At 41.4% G+C, this 25,369-nt stretch carries 22 protein-coding genes; 11 read left to right on the forward strand and 11 right to left on the reverse strand.

From position 1 onward, the window contains the following. Position 1: 1 nt before the first annotated feature. The 3 genes from ACMVDV_RS08725 (at position 2) to ACMVDV_RS08735 (ending at position 3,050) form a co-directional block, all read left to right on the forward strand. Positions 2-838, forward strand: coding sequence for an ABC transporter ATP-binding protein (locus ACMVDV_RS08725; protein ID WP_304182241.1), 837 nt, complete (start codon positions 2-4; stop codon positions 836-838). Continuing rightward, complete coding sequence (locus tag ACMVDV_RS08730) at positions 835-2,079, forward strand: hypothetical protein (RefSeq protein WP_416157842.1); 1,245 nt, start codon at positions 835-837, stop codon at positions 2,077-2,079. Before ACMVDV_RS08725 ends, ACMVDV_RS08730 begins: the two co-directional genes overlap by 4 nt. Positions 2,080-2,234: 155 nt before the next feature. Continuing rightward, positions 2,235-3,050, forward strand: coding sequence for a substrate-binding periplasmic protein (locus ACMVDV_RS08735; RefSeq protein WP_416157843.1), 816 nt, complete (start codon positions 2,235-2,237; stop codon positions 3,048-3,050). A gap of 54 nt (positions 3,051-3,104) precedes the next feature. Here the strand turns inward: ACMVDV_RS08735 and ACMVDV_RS08740 are convergent, their stop codons facing one another. The 5 genes from ACMVDV_RS08740 to betI all read right to left on the reverse strand — a co-directional run bounded on the left by ACMVDV_RS08740 (position 3,105) and on the right by betI (position 8,900). Next, positions 3,105-3,812 carry a TorF family putative porin gene (locus ACMVDV_RS08740; protein ID WP_416157844.1) on the reverse strand — a complete coding sequence of 236 codons (708 nt, stop codon included), beginning with the start codon at positions 3,810-3,812 and terminating at the stop codon, positions 3,105-3,107. A 9-nt stretch (positions 3,813-3,821) separates the two neighbouring features. Then, complete coding sequence (locus ACMVDV_RS08745; RefSeq protein ID WP_416157845.1) at positions 3,822-5,039, reverse strand: BCCT family transporter; 1,218 nt, start codon at positions 5,037-5,039, stop codon at positions 3,822-3,824. 135 nt (positions 5,040-5,174) lie between these two features. Beyond that, positions 5,175-6,845 carry a choline dehydrogenase gene (gene betA / locus ACMVDV_RS08750; protein ID WP_304182236.1) on the reverse strand — a complete coding sequence of 557 codons (1,671 nt, stop codon included), beginning with the start codon at positions 6,843-6,845 and terminating at the stop codon, positions 5,175-5,177. Next, the gene (gene betB / locus ACMVDV_RS08755; RefSeq protein ID WP_304182235.1) at positions 6,845-8,308 is read right to left on the reverse strand and encodes a betaine-aldehyde dehydrogenase; all 1,464 of its coding nucleotides are present in this window, start codon (positions 8,306-8,308) and stop codon (positions 6,845-6,847) included. The genes betA and betB overlap by 1 nt, the downstream gene beginning before the upstream one ends. A gap of 1 nt (position 8,309) precedes the next feature. Then, positions 8,310-8,900, reverse strand: a complete 591-nt coding sequence (betI, locus tag ACMVDV_RS08760; RefSeq protein ID WP_304182234.1) for a transcriptional regulator BetI — start codon at positions 8,898-8,900, stop codon at positions 8,310-8,312. A 523-nt stretch (positions 8,901-9,423) separates the two neighbouring features. Here betI and ACMVDV_RS08765 point away from each other — a divergent pair. Together ACMVDV_RS08765 and ACMVDV_RS08770 are read left to right on the forward strand one after the other, a co-directional pair. After that, positions 9,424-11,787, forward strand: a complete 2,364-nt coding sequence (locus ACMVDV_RS08765) for a heavy metal translocating P-type ATPase (protein ID WP_416157846.1) — start codon at positions 9,424-9,426, stop codon at positions 11,785-11,787. A gap of 5 nt (positions 11,788-11,792) precedes the next feature. Then, positions 11,793-12,224 carry a MerR family DNA-binding protein gene (locus ACMVDV_RS08770; RefSeq protein ID WP_416157847.1) on the forward strand — a complete coding sequence of 144 codons (432 nt, stop codon included), beginning with the start codon at positions 11,793-11,795 and terminating at the stop codon, positions 12,222-12,224. A gap of 510 nt (positions 12,225-12,734) precedes the next feature. Here ACMVDV_RS08770 and ACMVDV_RS08775 read toward each other — a convergent pair. Beyond that, complete coding sequence (locus ACMVDV_RS08775) at positions 12,735-13,346, reverse strand: MarC family protein (RefSeq protein ID WP_416157848.1); 612 nt, start codon at positions 13,344-13,346, stop codon at positions 12,735-12,737. Between the two features lie 304 nt (positions 13,347-13,650). On the opposite strand from ACMVDV_RS08775, the gene ACMVDV_RS08780 reads away from it, so the two are divergent. After that, positions 13,651-14,430 carry a DUF2189 domain-containing protein gene (locus ACMVDV_RS08780; RefSeq protein WP_304182229.1) on the forward strand — a complete coding sequence of 260 codons (780 nt, stop codon included), beginning with the start codon at positions 13,651-13,653 and terminating at the stop codon, positions 14,428-14,430. A 63-nt stretch (positions 14,431-14,493) separates the two neighbouring features. Here the strand turns inward: ACMVDV_RS08780 and ACMVDV_RS08785 are convergent, their stop codons facing one another. From ACMVDV_RS08785 to ACMVDV_RS08795, 3 genes are all read right to left on the reverse strand, one after another. Next, on the reverse strand, positions 14,494-15,030 hold the full coding sequence (locus ACMVDV_RS08785; protein ID WP_304182228.1) for a cytochrome b: 537 nt from the start codon (positions 15,028-15,030) through the stop codon (positions 14,494-14,496). Between the two features lie 10 nt (positions 15,031-15,040). Then, complete coding sequence (locus tag ACMVDV_RS08790) at positions 15,041-16,102, reverse strand: catalase family peroxidase (RefSeq protein WP_416157849.1); 1,062 nt, start codon at positions 16,100-16,102, stop codon at positions 15,041-15,043. A gap of 160 nt (positions 16,103-16,262) precedes the next feature. Continuing rightward, positions 16,263-17,237 (reverse strand): hypothetical protein, encoded by a 975-nt coding sequence (locus tag ACMVDV_RS08795; protein ID WP_416157850.1) that lies wholly within the window; start codon positions 17,235-17,237, stop codon positions 16,263-16,265. 231 nt (positions 17,238-17,468) lie between these two features. Here ACMVDV_RS08795 and gss point away from each other — a divergent pair, with 231 nt between their 5' ends. Beyond that, a complete protein-coding gene (gene gss / locus ACMVDV_RS08800; protein WP_416159075.1) occupies positions 17,469-19,352 on the forward strand; it encodes a bifunctional glutathionylspermidine amidase/synthase in 1,884 nt (627 codons plus the stop codon). Positions 19,353-19,461: 109 nt separating this feature from the next. Here the strand turns inward: gss and ACMVDV_RS08805 are convergent, their stop codons facing one another. Next, a complete protein-coding gene (locus ACMVDV_RS08805; protein ID WP_304182225.1) occupies positions 19,462-19,911 on the reverse strand; it encodes an Lrp/AsnC family transcriptional regulator in 450 nt (149 codons plus the stop codon). Positions 19,912-20,011: 100 nt separating this feature from the next. On the opposite strand from ACMVDV_RS08805, the gene ACMVDV_RS08810 reads away from it, so the two are divergent. From ACMVDV_RS08810 to ACMVDV_RS08820, 3 genes are all read left to right on the forward strand, one after another. Continuing rightward, positions 20,012-20,605, forward strand: a complete 594-nt coding sequence (locus ACMVDV_RS08810; RefSeq protein ID WP_416157851.1) for a LysE family translocator — start codon at positions 20,012-20,014, stop codon at positions 20,603-20,605. A 221-nt stretch (positions 20,606-20,826) separates the two neighbouring features. Beyond that, positions 20,827-22,815 (forward strand): oleate hydratase, encoded by a 1,989-nt coding sequence (locus ACMVDV_RS08815; RefSeq protein ID WP_416157852.1) that lies wholly within the window; start codon positions 20,827-20,829, stop codon positions 22,813-22,815. Between the two features lie 229 nt (positions 22,816-23,044). Beyond that, a complete protein-coding gene (locus tag ACMVDV_RS08820) occupies positions 23,045-23,464 on the forward strand; it encodes an HPP family protein (RefSeq protein WP_304182222.1) in 420 nt (139 codons plus the stop codon). A 77-nt stretch (positions 23,465-23,541) separates the two neighbouring features. On the opposite strand, the gene corA is transcribed toward ACMVDV_RS08820, so the two are convergent. Continuing rightward, a complete protein-coding gene (gene corA / locus ACMVDV_RS08825) occupies positions 23,542-24,498 on the reverse strand; it encodes a magnesium/cobalt transporter CorA (RefSeq protein WP_304182221.1) in 957 nt (318 codons plus the stop codon). Positions 24,499-24,836: 338 nt separating this feature from the next. Here corA and dps point away from each other — a divergent pair, with 338 nt between their 5' ends. After that, positions 24,837-25,361, forward strand: coding sequence for a DNA starvation/stationary phase protection protein Dps (gene dps / locus ACMVDV_RS08830; RefSeq protein WP_416157853.1), 525 nt, complete (start codon positions 24,837-24,839; stop codon positions 25,359-25,361). Positions 25,362-25,369 lie beyond the last annotated feature (8 nt).

The following is a 25,369-nucleotide window of genomic DNA, read 5'->3' on the forward strand; positions in this document are numbered from 1 at the left end:
AATGACACAACCACTTCTTAGCTATAAAAATGTCTCTAAACAGTACAACCAACGCCTGATATTAAACAACATCAACCTCAATGTTGAGCCTGGCATGGTGATTGGCTTATTAGGTAAAAATGGTGCCGGCAAAACGACCTTGTTACGCAGTGCGCTGGGTTTAATAAGCCCAGATCAGGGCGAGGTTCAGGTATTCGGTGAATTAAGTAATCAATTAACTGCTAGCAGTAAAGCTAAAATTGGTTACGTAGCTCAGCAAACATTTGGTTATGAAGGTTTTAAAATTGCCAACGCATTGGCATTACACCGCCGTTTTTACCCTGATTGGGATATGCAATTAGAAGCAAAGTGGCTCGCGCGCTTTGAATTGAATGGCAATGATGCCATTAATGATCTCTCAATCGGCCAGCGTCAAACTTTGGCCCTTATTATGGCCATGGCTTATAGGCCGCAACTGCTTATTTTAGATGAGCCGGTGGCAAGTTTAGACCCAATCGCTCGGCGCGAATTTATGAGCGATCTTTTCGACTTAGCATTAGATTCGGGCTCTGGAATTTTATTTTCATCGCATATCACCTCCGACATAGAACGTGTCGCCAGTCATATTGCACTTATAAAACAAGGCGAATTACTGTTACTTGACGAATTAGATGTCATTCGCGACACGGTTAGAAAAGTCAGCTTTAGAGAACCGACTATCGATCTCAGCGCATACAAGGTACTGAACCGACAGCAAAATTGCGCCATCATTTATGGCTATACGGGTGAAGCCATTGCTGATGCTTTAGCAATCAATACACTGTCTCTAGAGCAGCTGTTTGTGGAGTTACATGGATGATGCAAGTCAGTAAACGCGCTTGGTCTCAAGGCGCGGTCAGTTTGTGGTTAAAAGATGCTGGGTGTGCCAGCTATTTTATCGCAGCAATTATATCGGCTTTACTGTGCCTTATAGCTACTGGTATTGAAGATCTTCTTGCGTTAATGATCATGTTTGCAATTATCTGTATGTACAGCGCGATAGCTTGGCAAAGCATTCGCATGCAAGCTACTGAATGGCAAAATTTAGTTGTTGGTTATCGTAAGCATGTGATGTTTCAAGGTAAGGTATTCATTGTATTTAGTAACTTAATTTCTCTTTTAAGCATCATTATTGCTGGTAATATCAATCTATTAGCAACGCTCACGCTGGCCAATCTGATTGGTCTTATTATCTGGTTTTTAAATCGCTCATTCAGTCATTTATTTACCTCTGTTTGCTATTTCAGCTTCTTTATCGCTACGTTAGTGTGTGTGCTAATAGAGCAACTTCCCGTTTGGTTAATACCTGTTAATATCATTGCTTATATTGCTATCGCGTTATTGCATAATCACTTTTCATCTGCCTATGTATGGCGCCCCGACTCGCTGAGCAATTATCGGAATGGTCTGCAATCTGGTTGGTCGCCAATTCCTAGTGGCTTTTTATCAAATTACGGCAGCTCGATTAATAAAGGGTTATTTCCTCTTAGCTACTTTGTTGGCTCTGGACTCTCTCAGTATCTTATTTTACTTACACTTTTATGTTTTGTCGGTGTAGTAGCGAACCTATTTTATAACATCACTGAGCAGGTCATTTTTGTTTTAACACTCTGTATATTCGCGATTGTGACATTAAGTTTGTGGAGCAAAGTACAAAAGCAAAATTCATGGGAATTGTTATTTACGCTACCAATTTACAACACTAGCTACAGCGCAAAAATCGCACTTAGTCACAGTGTGTTAAAATTAGCAGCGCTCGTAGCTTTACTGTGTTTTAGCACAGCCGCTGCGCTTACTGTTGCTAATACAGAGTTGTTACTAGTGAATGCTTTAAGTTACTCATTAGCTTGTGCTGCTGGTTTACTACTAAGTTTTGCTATTGGCAATATATGCAAAAATATAAACTTACTCAGTGTATTGTTATGTTTGTCTTTTGGCCTAAATATGGGCTTGGCAACTTATATGTTTGATCATGGCGACAGCTTAAGCAAACTCACCATGATGGGTATCTATACACTCGTAATGGCTGCGATAAACCGTTTAACCGTTAGATACTTATAACGAATAGCCCTATTATCTAAATAGGGCTTTCACACTCCACCGTAAAACTTCATTTATACGCTGCAACATGAGAATTCGCTTTTACATATTTGCTACGGTAATATCAAACAACAATTAGTTAACAATTGAAACTACCCCCTGAAGAGGAGCACGAAATGTTTAATGCTAGAGTAACATTGTCACTATGCTTTACTTGGTTGTTACTCTGCAGCACGAGCAACGTATTGGCAGTGCCAATGAAGTCAACCCTCGATACAAAAAGCATAGCAATAAGTGCGGGTGAATGGCCGCCATTTTTAAGTGAATCTCTACCCTATCAAGGTGTTGCGGCCCACCTTATCAAGGATATTTTTAACGAGGCAGGGATCCAAGTTCACTTTACCTTTTTACCATGGGGGCGCGCCTACCATGACACTTACAACGGCAAATATGCGGCAACTGCGGTTTGGATGCATAGCAAAGAAAGGGTAAACAACTACAACTATAGCGATGCGCTACTCAGTGAAAAGTTTGTGTTTTTTTATAAAAAAGATAATCATTTTGAATGGCACAACTTTAATGATCTACGTGGCCTGATAATAGGTGGAGGATTAAGTTACAGCTATGGCCCAAAATTCGATAAAGCCGTGGCAGAGGGTATATTCGACCTCTCGCAAGTAAGTAGTACAGAGCAAAACTTTCGTCGTTTATCAGCAGGTAGAATTGATGCTTTTGCTGAAGAAATAAATATTGGTTACCACACTCTTAACAATCAACACCCTGAGCTTGCTGATACGATTACCCACCACCCTAAACCAATACTGCTCAATAACAGTTTTTTGTTGTTTCCTAATAATGCCGAGCAAAGTAGCGAGCTTCTGGAAATATTCAACTTACACTTACAGCAGTTTAAACAAGATGGTCGTTATCAAGCTTACTTTAAAGGCTTAGAACAAGGCGATTACCGACTTAGCAAACCTAACCTGAAGTAATTTGAATAAAAAAAGCGGCCTAATTGGCCGCTTTGAATGCTTAAACAGCTGTAATTATAGTGAGAAAGTACGGCCTATAGACAGTACAATACGCTCATCGGCAGTATCAATATCTAGGCTCGTGTTCTCGCCCGCTACTTCAATATCAAAGCCGGCAAAACTAGTTTGATAAGCAAGGCGATAGTGGTTATATGATTTACCATCGGTATCCCATGCAAACTTATCGCCATCAAGCGAGTTTGAAACATCAAAGCTGGCGCGTAATGCATGATTAGGTGCAAGTTCAATGGTGTGAGCAAGCATAGAGATCACATGCCCTGCCCCCGTTCCAAAGTAATCCCAGCTGTACCAAAAGTTAAGCTCTGTTTGCCCGAACTCACTTGCATAACCAAATTTAGTGTAGGCTTCAAAATAGTTGCCATCGCTCGAGTTGCTTTGCCCATGGTAGCTGTAATAAGCAATACCGTAATCAAGGCTGACGGCTTCTGTTAACTGTGCATAGCGACCAAAATACGCATCCCATTCAATATTGGTATCATCACCAAAATCTACATTTGATGCCCACATACCCGCATACATACCTGAGTCAGCGAATGAATAATCTAGGCTGCCCTGAATAGCGGGGTCGTTTTGCGTTTGGCTTACACCATTGAAAGTGTAATCAGATACACCGGTTACCGTTGTTGACCAGTCAGCTAATGCAGACGCTGAAAAAAGTGCGAATGGCAGTGCAACTGCAAATAATGTTGTTCGTGTTGTCATGTTAATTCCTTAGCTTACTGATTCAATTTTTGTATAGTCAATTTTGTTATCTTTTGGCGAGCTATCAATGTTGCTCACTGCTTTAAATTTGCTATATCCAATAAACGCAGTACAACCAAAATACAAGCCAATTACCAGTGCCCCAACCCATTGTATTTGTAAAAAGTTTAGCTTAAATAACAAAGTTAACAATGAAAGAGCGATTATATTTAAGGCAATATAGTTAAACCTGCCTAATCGCTTAACCGTGAGATTCATATTGTCAGTGTATAAACGGATCAGTGAATCAAGTGAATTGATCACAAACACTACGCCAACAAAAACCATGGCGATATTTTTAATTCCCTGTGTTGCAATGCCTGCCTCATGATATTGGTAGAGCACGCTAAACCAAATCGCAATCGGGATTGAAGGGAAAATCAACATAGCGCCCAATACCTGATAGGTTTTTAAGCCGCCGACAAAACGAGAGGTAAACTGACCTATCATAATGCTCCACGCAAACCACCAAAATAAATAAAACTCATGGTAATCGTTCAATGGCAGCACAAACTGATTAATATTGCCAAAGTAGTTCCCAATTGATTCGAGGTTTTTAGTAAAATCAGACACTTCGCCGTTATCGCCCATAAACGCACCAACCCACATAAAGCCAATTAATACGATGAATAGCCAAGTGGTTGAGATACTTAAAAAGCGTACGTATTTAATATCGGTGCTGGAATACACGGCAAAGCAAATAGCTACAAAGACAATTAAATAAAACGAGGGAATAATCGAATCGCCATCACCAAGACTCGGTAAATACCAAGGTAGGTTAGACAACAATAGAAAGGCTGTAAATGCACAAGTGCCTATAATAACTACATTATTAATTAATTTAACCCAAGGAATTTCAAAAAATTTCACTTTAGGTTCTATTACACAGAAATAAAAGCACGTGAGGAAATAAAATCCCCAGATCAGAAAGCCCCAATAACCAAACTCAATGGCCAATGGATTGGCAAATGCATACTCTGGGCTTGCTTTTATGTCTGCATAACCTGCAAACTCAGTCAATGGAAACATGATCAAGCCAACGTCTAAGCCTGATGTAAATAAGATTGCGATAAAGGTAAATGTTCTAACCGGTGTAACGCCTACACACCTTACATTGCCCCATTTTACTAAAATTGCAGTAATTGCTAAGAGAGTGAAAATAATGCCAGCACTAAGCCATATGGTCATAATTTGCTCCCCAAAATAAATGATAATACGTCATTCTTTCTCCGTGTTTTTAGCCTCGCATTAACGCATCACAAACAACTCATGATGCGCGCCACTGCAAGCCCCGAGACACAACATATGTCTCAGGTGACTTTATTAGATCTCCGAGCTACGCTGCACAGTTTGCCATTGTGAATCGATGGCAACCGCTGCATGCGATTTACTAAGTGGTGGCTTACCTAAAATCAGATCAGCCGCTTTTTCTGCCACCATAATGGTTGGCGCATTTAAATTACCGTTAGGAACCGTTGGGAAAATTGATGAATCCACCACCCGTAGCCCTTCAATACCATGTACTTGAGTGTTTGAGTTCACTACAGCGAGCTCATCTTCACCCATTTTGCATGAACACGACGGATGGTAAGCACTCTCAACAGCACGGCGCACAAAGGCATCTATTTGCTCATCTGTTTGAATTTCTTTACCCGGTTGGATTTCGCCATCACGGTAGTCATCAAACGCATTCTGCTCAATGATTTCACGGGTTAAACGCACACACGCTCGAAACCCTTCGATATCATCTTGATGCTGTAAATAGTTAAACTGGATTTTTGGTGCAACCGTTGGATCCGCTGACTTTATCGTCACCGCACCGCGACTTTTCGGTTTGTTATGACCCACATGGACTTGAAAACCATGGCCATCAAAAGCACTTTTACCGTCATAACGAATTGCCGCAGGTAAAAAGTGATACTGAATATCAGGCCACTCAACACCCGGTTTTGAGCGAATAAACGCACATGACTCAAAGTGATTAGTCGCCCCTAAGCCACTGCGGTTTAATAACCAACGTGCGCCAATAAGGCCTTTAGAAATTAACCCCAGCTTGCCGTTTAAGGTAATTGGCTGCTTACACTTATACTGGAAATAAAACTCTAAGTGATCTTGCAGGTTTTGCCCAACCCCGGGTAAATGGTGCTTAACCTCGATACCCGCGGCTTTAAGTATTTTGCTGTCACCAATACCCGAAAGTTGCAGTAAATGCGGCGAGCCAATTGGACCGGCACTTAAAATAACGTCTTTACTGGCCTTCGCTTTAACAGTCTTGCCATTAACTTTGTACTGCACAGCAACGGCTTTTTTGCCTTCAAGCAACACCTTTTCAGCCAACGCGCCAGTAACAATAATTAAGTTTTTACGTGACTTCACTGGGTCTAAATATTCACGACTTGCAGAGCTGCGCACACCGTCTTTAACAGTCATATGCATTGGCCCAAAACCTTCTTGCTGCCCCGCATTGAAATCGTCAGTCGCTGCGTAACCGGCTTGCTGGCCCGCTTTGATAAAGGCTTTATAAAGCGGGTTCGCCATTTCGTTACCGTTGTTCACACCTAAAGGGCCGCTATCACCACGATAGTCGTTTTTACCTAAATAGAATGATTCTGCTTTTTGAAAATACGGCAAGCACGACTGATAATCCCAACCGTTCGCACCATGCTGTTGCCATTCATCAAAGTCTTTAGCATGGCCACGTACATATACCATGCCATTGATAGATGATGAGCCGCCTAACACTTTGCCACGCGGGCAATGCATTTTACGGTTATCTAAAAAAGGCTCTGCTTCGCTATGAAACTGCCAGGCGTATTTATCTGAATTCATCGGAATCGACAACGCAGTAGGCATTTTAATAAAAATGCTTTTATCGCTACCGCCAGTCTCTAATAATAAAACGCGGTTGCTGCTATCTTCGGATAAACGATTAGCCAGTACACAGCCCGCCGACCCTGCACCCACTATGATGTAATCATACGTTAGTGCAGTCATTAAAATGGGCTCTCTATATTAGTCATACCGACATAAATCGATTTAGTTTGGGTGTAATGATCAAGTGTTTCAATGCCATTTTCACGGCCGATACCTGACTGCTTATAACCGCCCACAGGCATTTCGGCTGGTGAGTTACCATAGCTGTTGATCCAACAAATCCCCGCTTGCAACTGATGAATAACACGGTGTGCGCGCTTAATATCTTTAGTAAATACACCAGCGGCTAAGCCTAGGTGGGTATCGTTAGCGCGATGGATAACATCATCTTCGTCATCAAACGTTAATACGCTCATTACCGGACCAAAGATTTCTTCTTTGACTATGGTCATGTCATCGGTGCAATCAGTAAATACAGTAGGTGCAACAAAGTAGCCATTCGGTGCAGAGGCTGGGCTCAGTACTTTACCACCCGTTAATAACGTTGCCCCTTCGCTGATACCTTTATCGATATAGCTCATCACTAAGTCTTGATGCTTTTTGGAAATTAACGCGCCAAAGTTAACTTTAGGATCGAGGGGATCGCCGGCAATAATATTTTGTTCTGTGCGGGTTTTCAGCTCATCAATAAATTGCTGATAAACATTTTTATGTACATAAATACGGGTGCAGTTAGTGCAAATTTCACCTTGAGTATAAAAATTACCTAGCATGGCGGCACTGACTGCTTGTGAAATATCAGCGTCATCAAATACTAGCAGTGGTGATTTACCACCAAGTTCCATGGTGACATCTTTTAATGACCCCGCAGCACTCGCGACTACTTTTTTACCCGTGCCGACTTCGCCGGTAAACGATACTTTATCAATATCAGCTGATTGTGTTAACCACTGGCCGACTTCTGCTGCACCTTGCACCACGTTAAACACGCCCGCAGGTACACCCGCTTCGGTGAATATCTCGGCAAGCTTGATTGCGCCAAGTGGCGTTTCTTCAGAAGGCTTAAAAATAAATGCATTACCCGCAGCCAGTGCTGGGCCGGATTTCCAGCAAGCAATTTGCAGTGGATAATTCCACGCACCAATACCTGCGCAAATCCCTAATGGCTCTTTACGGGTGTAATAAAAGTCTTCGCCAACCATTTGTTGTTGGCCAACTTGCGCAGGTGCTAGCCCTGCAAAATACTCGATTACATCAGCACCGGTTTGCACATCAACACACTCGGCTTCTTGCCATGGTTTGCCGGTGTCGAGCACTTCAATTTTTGCAAGTAAATCATTGCGCGCACGTAACAGCTCAACCGCTTTTAATAAAATACGACTGCGTGCAATAGGCGTCATGGCTGACCACGCAGCAAAACCTTGCTTAGCACTTGCAATAGCTGCGTTTTGTACAAACGCATCAGCGACTTCTACATGGTAAATTACTTCATCTGTAGCAGGATTTTTAACTGCGAAAGTTTCGCCACTTTGATTCTTTAAAAAGTGACCGTTGATAAAATTTTGATAAACAGGCGTTGTCACATTAAGCTCCATACTGTTTGATAAGTGAATTTACATAGCCTTTGGCTAACTGCTCGCAATGTTCAAATTGATCTTCGTCTGACTTACTTAACACCGCTCTTAACCACAGCCCATCAATCATCGCTGCACATAATTCGGCTGCAAGTTTGGCATCAACGTCATTCATTAATGCTTTGAATGAACTTGTTAAATTACTAAAAAGACGGCGGCTATTAACGTTTTGTAAACGATGTAATTGCACGTCATGCATTGATTGCGCCCAAAAGCTTAACCAAGTTTTAGTGGTATCACTTTGCAGCTGTAAGCGTGCAAAGTTCGCTTCAACTATAAACATCAACCGTTGTTCTGGCGTCGTAGTTGCTGTTACACGTTCAATTAATGCACGCTTCAAGTTGGTTAATAAATAACGCACAGTGGCTTCTATCAAGCCCTGTTTACCACCAAAGTAATGACTAATAATGCCCGACGACAAACCCGCCTTGTTACTAATACTGTTAATCGTTGTGCCTTGTAAACCAAGCTCAGCAACCGACTCAATTGTGGCGTCAATTAACTGCTGACGACGGACAGGTTCCATTCCAACTTTAGGCATGATTTTTATTAATTGATCGTTCAATAAAAATAAAGGTTAGAGTAATAGATTGGATAATTCAAGGTTGACAAACTGTAAACAAGCTAAAGTGGCGTCAGCAAAGTGACTCTAAGTAACTGTATTAGCGTTTATAAATTGGCTTTGAAAAAATTACGAAAAAAAATAATATAATTGCCATTTTTCAAGTAAATGTTACGAAATGCAGCAAAAAACAGAAGTATGCAGAAATTAAAACCTCAATGTTGATAAACGTATCCCAACAATACGAGTATTGCCATTCAGCATAAATAAGTAATATAAGACTATTAATGTATGTATTCTGCACCTATGCTACTAACATCGTATTTTTCAATTGTTAGCTTTAACATTAGCAAAGCCATTTTTGTTAATTAACTTTGCAGCTTCCCTTTAAGGTAAAGCCAATCTTTGTCGCATAATAAAATTAATAATTTATTTTGACCTTCCCCTCATGGGAAGGATTAATCTCTACAACTCAAGATAAATTACAGCAGTGGAGGTTAATGTGGATAAATCAATTCAATTTAGTGTTGCCGGGATGAGCTGCGCTTCCTGCGTTGGTAGAGTCGAGAAGGCTTTAGGCAAGGTTACTGGTGTTGTAAATGCAACTGTTAATTTAGCACTAGAAACAGTAACAGTAGAAGGCGCAGCCGAAACTACTGCGCTAATAGATGCGGTAAAAAATGCAGGTTATGAAGTACCAATCACCCATGTTCAATACCAAGTTGCTGGGATGACCTGCGCCTCTTGCGTTACGAGAGTAGAAAAAGCAATGATGCAACTGCAACAAGTACTCACCGCAAGCGTAAATCTAGCAACAGAAAAACTTAATCTGACCTTGCTTTCGCCATTATCAGTAACTGACATTGCAACCACCTTAAATAATGCCGGTTATCAGCTAGTTGATACATCGTATGATGTGAAAGAAAAGGAAAAACACGCTTTTTATCAAGCGGATTGGTTCCCTGCTCTTGCTTCAATACTCTTAACGTTACCTATGATTTTAGCAATGTTTGCTATGCTCTTTCAGCGAGATTGGATGCCACCAGCTTGGACCCAGTGGTTACTCGCAACACCTGTACAGTTTTATTTTGGCGCGCGTTTTTATCGGGCGGGCTGGGCTGCTGTTAAAGCTGGCTCCGGTAATATGGATTTATTAGTCGCCATTGGTACCAGCGCCGCATATGGTCTATCAGTGTACTTATGGTGGACTTTTACTGGGCAGCACGGTTCCCCTCACCTTTACTTTGAAAGCAGTAGCGCCGTGCTCAGCTTAGTACTTTTAGGCAAATACCTTGAGCACAGAGCTAAACGCCAAACAACAAGTGCTCTAAAAGCACTAGAGGGCTTACGGCCAACCACAGCAACCGTGTGGCGCGAAAACAACTGGACTGAAGTCGCTGCTGCGATGATCAAAACAGATGAACGACTATTAATTAAACCCAGTGAACGTGTCCCTGTAGATGGCGTTATCATTAAAGGTCAATCGCAAATTGATGAAGCTTTAATAAGCGGTGAAAGCATGCCAGTATTTAAATCAATCGCAGATAAAGTAACTGGCGGATCAGTTAATTTAGATGGAGTATTAGAGATCAGCGCTACAAGCGTTGGGGCAGAATCAACGCTTGCGAAAATAATACGTTTAGTAGAGCAAGCACAAGGCGCCAAAGCGCCTGTACAAGCATTGGTAGATAAAGTAAGTGCTATCTTTGTACCTATAGTATTGTTGATCGCACTCATTACTTTAGTAAGCTGGGGTTTAGCAACGGGTAATTGGCAACAAAGTATTCTTAATGCTGTTGCTGTGCTTGTCATCGCTTGTCCTTGTGCCCTCGGGTTAGCGACCCCTGCAGCAATAATGGCGGGAACTGGCACGGCTGCGCGATTTGGTATATTAGTCAAAGATGCTCGTGCTTTAGAGCAAGCCACTGCAATTAACATGGTAGTTTTTGATAAAACAGGCACACTCACGGTAGGGAAACCTGAATTAGTGAGTATACATACGCTTTCTGGTGATGAAGATGATTTACTGCAGTTGGCCGCATCATTACAGCAATACAGTGAACACCCACTAGCCAAAGCTGTTTTAAATAAAGCGCATGAGCACAACTTGCAAGCAAACGCTGTTACTGATTTTCAAGTTGTCGCTGGCAGAGGTGTAAAAGCGCACCACCAAAATGCAAGGTTATTATTCGGCAGTGGTTTTTGGATGCAAGAGCTAGGACTCACCCTGCCACAAATAGAAATTGATGTACCAGGTGCTTCGTTATCGTGGTTGGTTAGTCAGCAAAATGAAGAGAGTAATTTTTTAGGGTTATTTTGCTTTACTGATCAGCTAAAACCACATGCGCTTGCCGCGATAAAACAACTAAAACAGCAAGGTATTAAAGTGGCAATGTTAACCGGTGACAGCCAAAGTAGTGCCGATTATACAGCCAAACTATTGGCATTAGATGATTACCAAGCGCAAGTGCTGCCTGAATCTAAAGCACAGTATATAAGTAATTCACAGCAAGCTGGTTATCTCGTTGCTATGGTAGGAGATGGTATCAATGATGCCCCGGCGTTGGCGCAAGCAGATTTGGGTATCGCAATGGCCACAGGTACCGAAGTCGCAGTAAGTGCAGCAGCAATAACGCTCATGCGGGGTGAGCCTGCTTTAGTGGCATCTGCGCTATCAATGGCTAAACTGACATACCGAAAAATTAAGCAAAATTTATTTTGGGCATTTATTTTCAATGTCATTGGTATTCCTCTCGCTGCACTTGGTTACCTCAACCCTATACTTGCAGGAGCAGCGATGGCCGCCAGTAGTTTGCTGGTGATCAGTAATGCCTTACTACTACAACGCTGGCAACCAAAGGAGTAACAAGCATGGAGAAACTCATCACAATCGGTGAAGCAGCACAATTAACTGGGCTTTCAGCCAAAATGATCCGCCATTACGAAGCCAGTGGTTTATTAAAATGCACTAAACGCAGCGAAGCAGGTTACCGTTTATATAGTGATCAGCAACTGCAATTATTAGGTGTTATTAGACAAGCTAGGAAGCTTGGGTTTCCAATAATCCAAATTCAATCACTATTAACCTTGTGGCAAAACCCAGCTCGCACAAGTAGGGAAGTAAAATCTATTACTCAGCATCACCTGAGTGAAATTGAAGAAAAAATTAATGAGCTACAGCAAATGCGCCAAGCACTCAAACTGTTATCTGATAATTGTAGCGATGATGAGAATGCCCACTGCGCAATTTTAGACGGTTTATGCCAAAACAGCTTAAATACCACGGCAAAGAAAACCATTTAAAGCAAAAAGCCAGTCATATTACTGACTGGCTTTTTGCTGTTTAAAAATAGCGAGTAACACTGTACTTTAGTGATGCAGCAAACCCCCTTTAAAGAAAGCAAGCATTAAACGGCAAATAAGTCTCGTGGTGCTGATAAAGCGAATAAAGCCACTTTTACCGCTAGGCATCTGCTCAGTGAGGTATCAGAAAATTTGTTCACGCGGTAAACAATGTACGCTCACAAGGGGCTAATTTTTAGTGTTAGCCGCCGGCTTGCTGCCTCCTGCCAGATAAAAGCAAAACAATTGCCGCATCCATACCCGTTGTTAAAGCACCTGCAAATAACATTTGGCAATCCTGTTCAGTATTACAAGCTAATTGATGACAAATAATTAAGATTTTAGTTTTAAATGCACGACCCGTGAGCGTAACTCAACAGGCAGTGGAATTCAAAAGGGATCGCCAGATTGCTTTTTACTGATACGCTACTCAACTAACCACGTCGCACGTTCATCCGTGACTCATACTGGTCAGTCTAAGTTAACCCATTGCTTAATTTCTAATGCAGTCATGATCAGCTCAACAGAAAATGCAGCTAAAATCATGCCCATCACGCGGGTTAAAATTGATGCTCCGCCAGTACCAATTAATTTGATTATTTTGCCTGAGAGCAATAACAAAATAAGTGTCAGCCCTAATACCGCTAACATCACCAAGGCGGTACCGATCTGCGTAACAACAGGGTAAATATGGTTATCTGTTAGTAAGGTCACGGCTAAGATAGCACCAGGAGTTGCAGTTGCCGGTATTGCCAGTGGAAAAACGGCAATATCATGTCCAGGGTCTTGCTGCGCTTTATTAAAGTCGTTACCAAAAATCATTTGTAAGCCAAATAAAAATAAAATAATCCCACCACCCAACTGAAACGACACTAACCTTATACCCATTGCATTTAGAATAAGCTGCCCAACTAAAATAGACGCAAGTAATACGCACGCCGCATAAAGCACTGTTTTAAATGCCGTTTTACGTCTTTTCTGCTCTGTTAGGTGTGAAGTCAATGCCGCAAACAGCGCCATAGTACCAATAGGATCAATCGTAGCCCAAATAACGAGGGCATCTTGAGAAAGCTTTTCTAGCATATAAAAATCCTTGTTAAGCGAAAGGTCTAATTAAAATCGGGTAACAAATTCATGTCCTTAGATCACAAGTTAATCTGCTGATATTTTATACATTATTATAACTAAAAGTATTAATTAAGAGCTAATAACTTGGTTTATTAAGTTTTTAATTAATAAAATGCGACTAAGTAAAGACCTGAGTTACGCTATTGCTAGCTATCAACACTTAGAACAAATAAAAAATAACGTCCTTCCTATATTGATTATTTGTAAATAATTGCGCTTTGTTCTAAACCTAAAGAAGCGCTTTAATTAGGATCATAATATGCCAACACCTCAAACAATTGATAAACAAACTCCCTTTGCAGCGTGTATTAAATGTAACACGGTTAGTACGTTTGCAGCGTTTCACTGGCTGGCACTGGCCTTTAAAGATATGACCAGAGCCCCCATTTTGAGTCTAGTTTACGGGCTAATTTTTACGCTTATTCCGCTGGCAATTATATATTCTGTTGTACTCACAGAAAGCCACTTAGTGGTGTTACCCGCCACAGTTGCATTTGCTTTGATAGGTCCCGTGTTTGCCGTTGGGCTTTATGATGTTGCGTGGGAGCTTGAAAAGGGCCACACGCCTACCCTAGGTCACTCGCTAAAATCCATGTTCAGAAATCCCGTAGGTGAATGGGGGTTTGCAATTTTACTGATGATAATAATGATTATATGGATGCGCCTTGCTGCACTGGTTCATGCCCTCTACCCAAGTTATGCTAACCCTACATTTGAAGAGCTATCCGCATTTTTAACCGTAGGTTCAATCATTGGCGGTGTATTACTGGTGACTGTATTTGCGATTTCAGCCTTCACACCGCAAATTATGATGGAAAGACGGGTTGATATCATGACTGCGGTTGTCTCATCAATGCATGCTGTTAGAGTAAATTTTGCAGCGATGGTGGTATGGGCTATCTGTATTTTTGTCCTTGTTGCTATCGGCTTTATAACTGGCGCCACCGGTTTTATTGTTATTATGCCGCTACTAAGCTATGCCAGCTGGCATGGCTACATTGCAGTGATTAAAACCAAAAAAGCCCGAGAATATGAGTAACCTAAAAACAAGAAGGCCAGATATCGCTGGCCTTTTTTTGAAATGAATTAATAACAAAGGAACCTATTTCTTAGCTCTGAGCATGGTACTGATCACGCCATCTTGCTTAATTAAGCCATGGTATAGCGCTGCACTGATGTGCATAAAGATCATCGCTAAAAACAACCAAGCTACAATGCCATGCATTTCTCGAAAAAATGCAAAGTATTTAATATTTGCATCAAGTAAATTAGGCAACGTAAACAGCCCAAACACCTGCACCACGCGCCCATCGGCATTTTGCATCAACCAGCCAGATAACGGCATCAGTATCATCGCAGCATACAGCCCGATATGAGTTACCGACGCCGCTAAGTGCTGAATTGCAGGTAACTCACTGGGTAATTCAGGAGCGACACTAAGTGCTTTATTTATCAGCCTTATTATTACCAGTACAAGTGCTAAAAAGCCGAATGATTTATGCAAGGCTACGGCTTCTAGCTGCCAAACAGCCAAGCTTTGCACCATTGATAAGCCTAAGAACAGCATCGAAATCAAAAGCAATGCCATAACCCAATGTAATAATTGACTGGTCGCTGAGTACCTTTTATTTACTGACATTACGCGCTCCTTATTGATTTGTTGATTGACCATCAAGCAATGTTTCAGTGGCTCTGCGACGATAAGACTGAGCATACGCCGCTCCTCTTGCGCGCAAAATAGGATCCGCTGTCGCACTCATTCCTGCGGGTAAAACTAATGGGTCAAAGTTTTGAGCCCCACACTTTCCTTCATCCTGAGGACGCCAGTCAGTGATCACTAACGTACCAGCATTGATTGTTTTGCGCGTAGTGGGCCAAGGTATTGTCGGATTATTTTCATCGTCACTGCTATGTGCCAAAGTAAACATCAAATCAAATTTAACTGGCTGGTTTTTTAGTTGCTCCGCAAGCTGTTGTTGTAAGGCATCAGCAGAAGTCTGATCAAGCTCAACTAACTCTTTGTAATCATCATCAGGAACTGCTTCGAAGCGCACGGCTTGCTTTTCACCGTGCGCATTGTGTAAATAAAATGCATTTATGCTGTGGTAGCGCTCTGTAGCAAAACTATTTGTCGGCACGTAACCGGCTTTCCACTCGTTAAATGCTTTGCTTTCTGGGTGCGCTTTAAAAAAGGCTTTAATTTTTTCAGGATCGCGCTGTTTGGTGATTGGATCAGGCGATAATGCCTGCAATTGCTGAAAAAATGCATCGGGCGTAGCGACTGCCATTACAGGCGGGGTATTCATCGCCACTCGCCATTCTTGCGTAGTTGCGCTATTAACAACAAAAGCAAAACTGCGCACCGGTGCTTTTAAATCAGGTGCCGTTGGATTATTACCTGCAATTGAAAAACGCCCTAGGAATTCGGTGTCGCCCTCATTAAAGATTGCTGCAGTTGAATAACTGGCTAATGCGCCAGTCGATTCAAAGCGACCTGAAACACACATCCCTTTTGCATGGGCACGACGAAAGCCGAGGTGAGGCTCATCACCTTGTTGTAAATCAACAAATCGTTGTGCGGTCACTGTGTCGCCATTAAATACACCGGCAAAATACAAAGTAGCAGTTGCAAATGCCGCCATCGAACCAAGTAGCAAACATTTGCGCACGACTGAGGAGCCTGCATTGCTACTGCGTTTATCATTAGTCATATTATAACTAGCCCTTCTATCTCATTATTTATTATCAATACTCCCCTGCAAAGACCGACTAAAGCAGGAAGCTATTTCAATAAATTAAAAAGAATTCACTATTAGGTTCATAACATTTAAATGATAACCGCTTTTATAAGCGTGCTGGCAACCTAAAAAATCAAATAAATAGCTGAGCTGGCAAGTATAACTCTTGGCGTAGTAGCCTACGCCCTTGCTTAAGAGCATTGTTATAAGATGGCTTGTTGGTCGCATCGATATAACCAAAAAAGAACTCAAAATCTTGCTTATGCTGTTGGTAATACAAGCGCTGCATTGGTGACGCAAAACCTTGGCCTCTAAACTGCTTAGCAATAAAAATATCACTCACCAGTAAACCATTTAAGCCTAGTTCTTCACTCGACTCGCCCATGATCATACCTAGCGGCTCGTCTTGATAAAACGCCATGCAGCATAAACCATCTGCAATAGATTCACTTACGTCTTGTTGCTCACTTATTGGTACTATGGTTTTCATTTCTGGGTGTGCCGTTAAAAATTCGCTATATTCTTGTTGATACCAAGCCCAATGTTTGTCGAGTGAAAATGGCTGCATCGTGATATTGCCATGCAGACGTTTATCAATTTCAAGTAGTGGGTTTTCAGCCCCTAACAACGAGTCAACGGCTCGCGCTCCGGGTAAACTTAAAAGCTGTTTGGCTGCATCGGAGTCGGGGGCTGGCCAGAGGCAAATATATTTGGCCGTACACCAGCAAAATACCTTGCTGATGTAACGAATCAGATCGCAAAGCAATGGCAAAGATAACGCGTGTTCACTGAATACTTCAAACATCGTCTCGTCATCATCATTACGACAAACGTTGACTATAAATAAGCTACCGTCAGCGGCTTCGACAACTTGCGCATATAAATCATCATCGGGTACAGCGGCACTAATATTACGTCGCTGGCGTAATTCACTAAAATCCGCAGGGCTACAATCCTCATTCAATGCAAGTAAGTCTTCACACTCTTTGGCGATTGCTTTGTCAATATCTAAGCCTTTTATGGCGTCAAGTTTATAGGAGCTTAAAACCCCCTTACCTAAACGACGTAAGCACTCTTGGTCTATTTTATACAGTGGATAATGACGCATAACTTCCCTTTAATGGCTATTTTTAGTTAATATGTGGACAGTAAAGACGTAAATCAACTAAATGATAATTAAGTAATTAACGAGCTCTTTGTCATACGCAATAACGGTTGATTTACGCATCTAATAGCAACATAAAAAATGCCTGAAAGATTATATTTATTATCTTGCTATCAGGCATATTCACTCCTATAGTCTGCAAATTATCCCCCTTAATTTTGAATCACTTTGTCTATTAAATCCCGCGCTCCTGTCAGTCAGTTTGGTGAGTTATTAGGCTATGCGCCTGGTAATGTTGCTGTTTATTCGTCTGATTACGATACAGCTGACGAAACAATTTATCCTAACCGTAGTGCCTATCGTAGTTACCTCGATGGTATTTACATGGGCTATAAATGGCAATGTGTTGAATTTGCGCGGCGCTGGATGTACCTCAATCATGGCTATATTTTTGATGATGTTGCAATGGCTTACGATATTTTTGAGCTACGTTCAGTGCGTGATATAAACAATCAAACCAGATTGCCGTTACAAGCATTTCGTAATGGTGCAAAACACCACCCAGTGGTAGGAAGTTTACTCATATGGGAAGAAGGCGGTGAATTTGAAGAAACAGGTCATGTTGCGGTGGTGGTTGAAGTACATCAGGATAAAATTCGTCTTGCTGAACAAAACGTGGCCCATCAGCTATGGCCGCAAGATCAACAGTGGTGTCGCGAACTTAAAGCGAAAGTCACAAAAGAAGGTGACTACTGGATTGAGTGCTCTTACAGTGACGCCACTATTTTAGGCTGGATGACACAAACTGAGCACAGCGAATTTAGTGAACCAACGCCTGAAATAAACACGGATCTATTTGCCATAAAAGCCCAATATGCAACTGATTATGGGCAAGCCACAAAGTCATGGCTTAACATTGCCAATGACGATGAAGCCGCCTACGTAGAGATGATGCAAGGGCATAAGTTGACTTCAGTTAATGCTGATCAACATCATTATTTTACAATTTCAAAAACCGCTCAACAAACTATTGAGCATGCTAGCAATGAATTACATGGCTTGTTTATGCATGCAACAGACTATGTACTGCAGCATCCTGAGCTATTGAAAAAGTTTAATTTACCCGATGCGGTGCTCAATAAAATTCGCCAATCATGGGATAATCGCTTAAATCAACTGATCACCAGTCGATTTGATTTTGCATTAACTCCCGCAGGCTTAAAAGTCTATGAATACAACTGCGATTCAGCATCGTGCTACATGGAAAGTGGTAAAGTACAAGGTAAGTGGGGCAAACATTTTGGTGTTAAAACGGGTATTGATGCCGGCCATGATTTATTTAAAGACTTAGTCAGAGCATGGCGAAAAAGTGAAGTAAACGGCCTTGTCCATATATTGCAAGATGATGAGCCAGAAGAACATTACCATGCATTGTTCATGAAAGAAGCTATTGAAGCCGCTGGTTTTGAGTGCAAAGTAATCATTGGTTTGACTGATTTACACTGGGACGCAGCGGGTAATATTGTTGACGCTGATGGCGAAAAACTCAGTTACGTTTGGAAAACATGGTCATGGGAAACCGCTCTTGATCAAATAAGACAAGAGTGTGAGGCAGATCAATCCCAAAGCGATGATTTTGAGCCGCAATGGCAACCTGGTAAAACCCCACGCTTGGTCGATGTATTACTTCGTAAAAATGTGATGGTTTTTGAGCCGCTGTGGACATTAATACCCAGTAATAAAGCAATTTTGCCAGTACTATGGAGTTTATTTCCAAATCATCCGTTTTTACTCAATACTGCATTTGATTTAAATGATGAGCTATTGCAAACAGGCTATGTTATTAAACCGATTGTTGGTCGATGCGGTGCAAATATTCAACTCGTTGATGAACAACAACACGTAATAGAAAAAACAACCGGTCATTTTGCCTCTCAAGAGCAAATATACCAGCAGTTATTTGCCCTTCCTAAAGTAGCTGATTACTTTGTGCAAATATGTAGTTTTACCGCAGCAGGTAAATACGCAGGTGCTGGCGTGCGCGTTGATAAGAGCATGATCATAAACGGCCACAGCGACTGTATGGCACTGCGTATCAGCGATGATAATTACTTTTAATTAAAGGTGCTTTAACCTCAATATTGAGCGCATATCAAACCCAATAAGTAGCATGTTTACTGTTACTTGTTGGGTAAATAAAGTGGCAACGTACCGTTAGCGCTAGCATTTACGCCCGCTCATCTTTTGGTGAGTCCATCACTACATGCGAAGTGATCGTTCGCACTTGTGGGATTGAACCTAAAACATCAGCGTGAAATGCTTTATAGGATTTTATATCAGCGGTTTCTACGCGTAATAAATATTCAAAAGAACCTGTCACGTTGTGACACTCTTTTACCTCATCTATAAATTCCAGCGCTTGCTCAAACGCACGTTGCGATTTTGTCGAGTGTTCATTTAAGCCCACCCCAACATACGCGACAAAACCCAGTCCAAATGCTTGATTATTTATCACCGCGCGGTAGCCTTTGATCACGCCTGCTTTTTCTAACTCTTGTACACGGCGTAAGCATGCTGATGGCGATAAACCAACCAAATCAGCAAGTTCAGCATTGGCAATTCGACCACTGCGCTTTAACTCTTGCAATATCCTGTCGTTAATTCGATCTTTTTTCATAATAAGTTGCTAAAGTAAATTTATAATAGATTAATAAGCGCAAAAATTGCGAACCATACAAAATATAATTGCACAATCATTATCAACTGAGCAACTATAAATGAATATTGAATTGATATCAGCATTAGCATTATTTGCACTGGTTTCTTCCATCACTCCTGGTCCTAACAACCTGATGTTAATGAACTCAGGCGCTAACTTTGGTTTTAAACGTACATTGCCACATTTACTGGGCGTCACAATTGGCTTTGTGATCATGCTCGTATTGGTTGGTTTAGGTGTCATGCAATTATTTGACTTTTTTCCATGGAGTTACCAGCTATTAAAAGTGCTTTGTATTGCTTATTTGCTTTATCTTGCTTATAAAATTGCCAGTAATAAAACCCCTATCGGTGCTAAAAATAGCGATACTAAACCGTTTACTTTTGTACAAGCATCTTTATTTCAATGGGTTAACCCGAAAGCCTGGACCATGGCATTAAGTGCAGTGAGTGTTTATGCTCCATCCAAAGGAATTGGCGCAGTGGTACTTGTAGGCCTTGTTTTCGGTATAGTTAATTTACCCTGTGTCAGCTCATGGACGTTAGTCGGACAACAGCTACAAGTATGGCTAAAAGATCGTAAACGTCTACGAGCATTCAATATTTTTATGGCTGTATTATTAGTCGCCTCGGTACTTTTTAGTATGCTGTGAGTAATAAAACAAATAAACGCCTTAACAATGGCTGCTTGGTTAAGTTGCCATTGTTAACCTCAATTTTGGATAATAAATAAATCTCCAGCAGTTAACTTATAAACCACCTCGCGAACTAAAACTTTGATCTACTGCAACATGACCATGCTTGCCTCGTGCAATTATGGGGACACAGGCAAACGCTACTGACACTTATCTATATTCATGAAGAGAGATGGCTAATGACGAATAAAGCAATAGCGAAGTTTAATATTTCTGCAACCGCAGCAAGTAATTTCCAACATGAAGCTGACGCAACGGCTGATTTTTGGGGCAATAAACCACTTAATACCTTGCCCCCTCATGATTTTATTGCCCCCTATGCACGCCATAAAACGCTGCCCACACCCGGTATCGAAAAACGTAATGCTTGGATCATTGGTGGCGGTATTGGTGGCCTAGCAGCGGCATTTTATCTTATTCGTGACGGTCATATGAGCGCTGAAAATATTACCATTTTAGAAGAAATGGATATTGAAGGCGGTTCTATGGATGGCGCGGGTAACCCTGATGACGGCTATATTATTCGTGGTGGCCGCGAAATGAACTGGAATTACGACACCCTGTGGGATCTGTTTCAAGATGTTCCCGCTGTAGAACTGCCCGAAGGCTATTCTGTGCTTGATGAGTACCGTTTAATTAATGATAACGACGCCAATTACTCGCAAGCCCGTTTAATAAATAAATGCGGTGAGATACTTGATGCAAGCGACTTCGGCCTGAATAAGTCTCAGCAATGGGAGTTGATCCGTTTAATGCTCAAACGCAAAGAAGAGCTTGACGATCTCAGTATTGAAGACTATTTCAGCGAAGGTTTTTTACAAAGTAATTTTTGGTTTTTATTTCGCACTATGTTTGCCTTTAAAAATTGTCATAGTCTGTTAGAAACCAAACTGTATTTGCATCGCTTTTTGGATTCTATTGATGGTTTTGCCGACATGTCTGTGTTACTTTTTCCAAAGTATAATCAGTACGATACCTTTATTAAACCGCTTGCTAATTTATTACGAGACAAAGGTGTAATTTTTCAATTTGCAAGCCGTGTAAACGATCTGGATATAACATTTACCGGTAACAAAAAAACCGTAACGGGGATCCATGCCACGGTAAAAGGTGCAGCACAGCATATTGACGTTGCCCCAGACGATTTAGTTTTTGCACTCACAGGCTCAATGACAGAGCATACTGCTTATGGCGATATGCACAGTGTGCCCAAACTCAATTGTGAAAAACACGATCCTGGTGAAGATAGCGGGTGGAATTTATGGAAAAACCTCGCTAAAAAATCTGCGGTATTTGGGAAACCGGAAAAATTTTATGGCGATATTGATAAATCTATGTGGGAGTCAGCCACACTCACTTGCAAGCCATCGCCACTTATAGACAAGCTAAAGACATTATCAGTAAACGATCCCTACTCTGGTCGCACGGTAACTGGTGGCATTATTACTTTTACAGACTCTAACTGGCTATTGAGTGTAACCTGTAACCGCCAGCCACATTTTCCTGATCAACCTGATGACACCTTAGTACTTTGGGTTTATGGTTTATTAATGGATAAACAAGGTAATCGCATCGCTAAAACAATGCCCCAATGCAGCGGTGAAGAAATCATCACGGAGCTTTGCTATCATTTGGGCATTGCACAGCAGCTTGACGAGATCATAGCCAATACCAAAATACGTACAGCGCTAATGCCTTATATCACTGCGCAGTTTATGACTCGTGCAGCTGGCGACAGACCTACCGCCGTTCCTGAAGGTTGTACAAATTTAGGCTTGATTGGTCAATTTGTCGAAACCCGCAACGATATTATCTTCACGATGGAGGCCTCTATTCGTACAGCACGTATTGGCGTATATAAGTTACTTAATATCCCTAAACAAGTGCCCGACATCAGCCCAACCCAATACGACATTCGTAACCTTATTAAAGGAGCAAGAGCGCTCAACAGCGGCAAGCCTTTTATTGGCGAGCGATTATTACATCGCCTGCTTGATAAAACCTACTTTGCGCATATTTTACCGCCACTACCAGAGCCAAGTAGTAAGAAACAAAGCCATTTCGAAGCAGAAATGCACGAGCTACTAGGCAAAGGCAGCTCGGCGATGCATAAATTTTCAAGCTGGGTTGGCACGCTACGAGATAACTTTTCACATAAAGATAAATAACCTGAGCTGCGGATAATAAATCTATCCTCAGTGGCCATGGACGGCCAGGCTAAAATGACACACTCAAGGTACAACAAACCAAAGCCTTGATCTTGATAAAGTGCAATAAGAAAAAATCAGGCTAGAATAAATAATAATATGAGCTCTGGATAATCAATCTGTCTCCAGTAGCTATTATTAGTAAACCTTTTTAACCAAAGTTCTGGTTAGTGATTTCACGGGAGCAAAAATGAGCCAAACAGTTGCAGATTTAATGACTTCAGATCCATTTGCCGTAAGTGCAGAAAACACCCTACACGACGCACATAACCTAATGAAAGAAAAAAATATTCGCCATATTCCCGTAATTGATAGCAATGGCAAACTAGTGGGTATGTTGACACAAAAAATCATGATTGCCCAAGTGATGAATATTATGGCTAATTACAGTCCTAGCGCACTTGAACGAAAGGAAAAACAAACCAAGATAGACACTATCATGGCAACCGATTTTGCCACTGTGCTAGCAACGCAACCACTACAAGATGTTGCTCGGTTTTTTGTTGATAACCGCCATGGTTGCATGCCAGTGCTCAATGAACAAAACAAACTTGTGGGTATCCTTACCTCGTCCGACTTTGTTCGCCTAGCGGCCGCTTTATTATCTTAATGCAAAGTGATAATAACACCGCTATCCGTCTCAAATAAATATAAACTCGTATATGCCAAGTAGTCCTTGGCATACGGCTACAACCAGCCTTTGTGTTTGAAAAACAAATAAGGTGCAAAGCCCGATAGCAACATAATGCCAATTGCAAATGGGTAACCCCATTCCCATTGCAGCTCAGGCATACTATTGAAATTCATCCCGTACACACTGGCTACTACGGTCGGCGGTAAAAACACCACCGAGGCAATCGAGAAGGTTTTGATAATTTGATTTTGTTCAATATTAATAAAGCCTTGCGTTGAATCCATCAAGAAATTTACCTTATCAAACAAAAACGTACAGTGAGACATAAGAGTATCTATATCAAGTACAATTTCTCGTAGTGATTCGCGATCCTCGTTCTGTACACCTAAACGACGTATTAAAAACGAAATATTGCGTCGTGTATCCATTAAGCATAAACGCACTTTACCATTGGCATCCTCTAAACGCGCGATACGACTGACCGCTTCTTCTAAATCAGAGTCTTCTTCTTCTAGTACATACGCACTGAGTTTCTCTAACTGATGATGCATATCCTCGAGCATATCAGCATGATTTTCGACTTTTTGATCAAATAAGGTAACCAATAACTGTTTTGGTGTGTCACACATTACTTGACCTTTACGTGCTCTTAAGCGTAACAATCGAAAGTCAGCCAGCTCGTCATCGCGAATGGTCAGCAAACAATTATCCTGTAGTAAACAGGCCACTGTTACCGTATTAAAACGCCCTTCATTTGGCGACATAAACAATGCATGCACATGCAAGCCTTCATTGTCGATAAAGCATCGCGATGAAGCTTCAATCTCTTGCACATCCCCTGACTCAGGAAAAGTTATATTGAGCGTTTTTGCAAGCGTGTTTCGCTCATCTTCAGTTGGATTGATTGTGTCAATCCAGTGTGCATTTCTGATTGATGCTTCAAGGGAGGTATCGGATGAAGGCTCTAACTCTTTGATCACACCCTGCTCGATAGAAAAAAATCTCAACATGCACTGCTCCTTTAATAACAAGATGAGTTGAGTATATGTAACTGATGATTAATCAACAATGACAATACACTCCTGCATCACAGTTATTATTAAGAATAAGCAATTAGTTAACACGTAACAGCAGCTTTTGTTTTGCAGATTTTACAAAAAAGTGCATATTTTTCAGGGCATTTCAAAGCAAGCGTTCATCACCCACTTTAAAAAAACACATAAACATTTAAATATCAGCAACTTAAAAAATAATTTTTATCGGCACAGCCATTGCTTTATATAAACTAACGCATGTTCATAGACTTTATTAGACGCTGTGAACATTTCTTATAAAAGCAGGAGGAATAATGAGTAACAATAACGAAACAAATAAAATCGCTGAATTTACTGCCCCAGGTATGAATGAAGAATCTGCAAAAAATACCATTGCCACACTTGATAACCGCATGGTCGCACTGCTCGATTTACAATTGACTCTAAAACATATTCATTGGAATGTGGTTGGCGCTAATTTTATTGGCGTGCATGAAATGCTCGACCCTCAGGTTGAGGTGATCAGAGCAATGACCGACACCATCGCTGAGCGAATCGCTACACTGGGCGGAGTTCCCGTTGGTACTCCAAAATCGATAGTTGAGCGTCGTTCGTGGCACGATTACTCACTTGGTAAGGGCTTAGTAAAAGATCACTTAGTTGCGCTTGATAAAGTATACAATGGGATTAATGGCGATCACCGAAGTGCGATTGGCAAGCTGTCAGAGCTCGATCCGGTGTCTGAGGATATGCTTATTAGCCAACTTGCCGATTTAGAGCAGTTTCAATGGTTTGTGCGTGCACACTTAGAATCGTCAACGGGTAAACTCAGCAGTTAATCTCGCGA

This window comes from Pseudoalteromonas sp. ASV78, from assembly GCF_047806705.1.
Lineage (GTDB): Bacteria > Pseudomonadota > Gammaproteobacteria > Enterobacterales > Alteromonadaceae > Pseudoalteromonas > Pseudoalteromonas prydzensis_A.

Bases quoted from the DNA above. Each gene is read 5' to 3' on its own strand.
- ACMVDV_RS08785 (WP_304182228.1), bottom strand. From the start codon at position 15,030: ATGTCAGTAAATAAAAGGTACTCAGCGACCAGTCAATTATTACATTGG.
- dps (WP_416157853.1), top strand. From the start codon at position 24,837: ATGAGTAACAATAACGAAACAAATAAAATCGCTGAATTTACTGCCCCA.
- ACMVDV_RS08780 (WP_304182229.1), top strand. From the start codon at position 13,651: ATGCCAACACCTCAAACAATTGATAAACAAACTCCCTTTGCAGCGTGT.
- corA (WP_304182221.1), bottom strand. From the start codon at position 24,498: ATGTTGAGATTTTTTTCTATCGAGCAGGGTGTGATCAAAGAGTTAGAG.
- ACMVDV_RS08725 (WP_304182241.1), top strand. From the start codon at position 2: ATGACACAACCACTTCTTAGCTATAAAAATGTCTCTAAACAGTACAAC.
- betI (WP_304182234.1), bottom strand. From the start codon at position 8,900: ATGCCTAAAGTTGGAATGGAACCTGTCCGTCGTCAGCAGTTAATTGAC.
- ACMVDV_RS08775 (WP_416157848.1), bottom strand. From the start codon at position 13,346: ATGCTAGAAAAGCTTTCTCAAGATGCCCTCGTTATTTGGGCTACGATT.
- ACMVDV_RS08805 (WP_304182225.1), bottom strand. From the start codon at position 19,911: ATGAAAAAAGATCGAATTAACGACAGGATATTGCAAGAGTTAAAGCGC.
- ACMVDV_RS08820 (WP_304182222.1), top strand. From the start codon at position 23,045: ATGAGCCAAACAGTTGCAGATTTAATGACTTCAGATCCATTTGCCGTA.
- ACMVDV_RS08740 (WP_416157844.1), bottom strand. From the start codon at position 3,812: ATGACAACACGAACAACATTATTTGCAGTTGCACTGCCATTCGCACTT.
- betA (WP_304182236.1), bottom strand. From the start codon at position 6,845: ATGACTGCACTAACGTATGATTACATCATAGTGGGTGCAGGGTCGGCG.
- ACMVDV_RS08815 (WP_416157852.1), top strand. From the start codon at position 20,827: ATGACGAATAAAGCAATAGCGAAGTTTAATATTTCTGCAACCGCAGCA.
- ACMVDV_RS08790 (WP_416157849.1), bottom strand. From the start codon at position 16,102: ATGACTAATGATAAACGCAGTAGCAATGCAGGCTCCTCAGTCGTGCGC.
- ACMVDV_RS08795 (WP_416157850.1), bottom strand. From the start codon at position 17,237: ATGCGTCATTATCCACTGTATAAAATAGACCAAGAGTGCTTACGTCGT.
- ACMVDV_RS08810 (WP_416157851.1), top strand. From the start codon at position 20,012: ATGAATATTGAATTGATATCAGCATTAGCATTATTTGCACTGGTTTCT.
- ACMVDV_RS08730 (WP_416157842.1), top strand. From the start codon at position 835: ATGATGCAAGTCAGTAAACGCGCTTGGTCTCAAGGCGCGGTCAGTTTG.
- ACMVDV_RS08770 (WP_416157847.1), top strand. From the start codon at position 11,793: ATGGAGAAACTCATCACAATCGGTGAAGCAGCACAATTAACTGGGCTT.
- ACMVDV_RS08745 (WP_416157845.1), bottom strand. From the start codon at position 5,039: ATGACCATATGGCTTAGTGCTGGCATTATTTTCACTCTCTTAGCAATT.
- ACMVDV_RS08735 (WP_416157843.1), top strand. From the start codon at position 2,235: ATGTTTAATGCTAGAGTAACATTGTCACTATGCTTTACTTGGTTGTTA.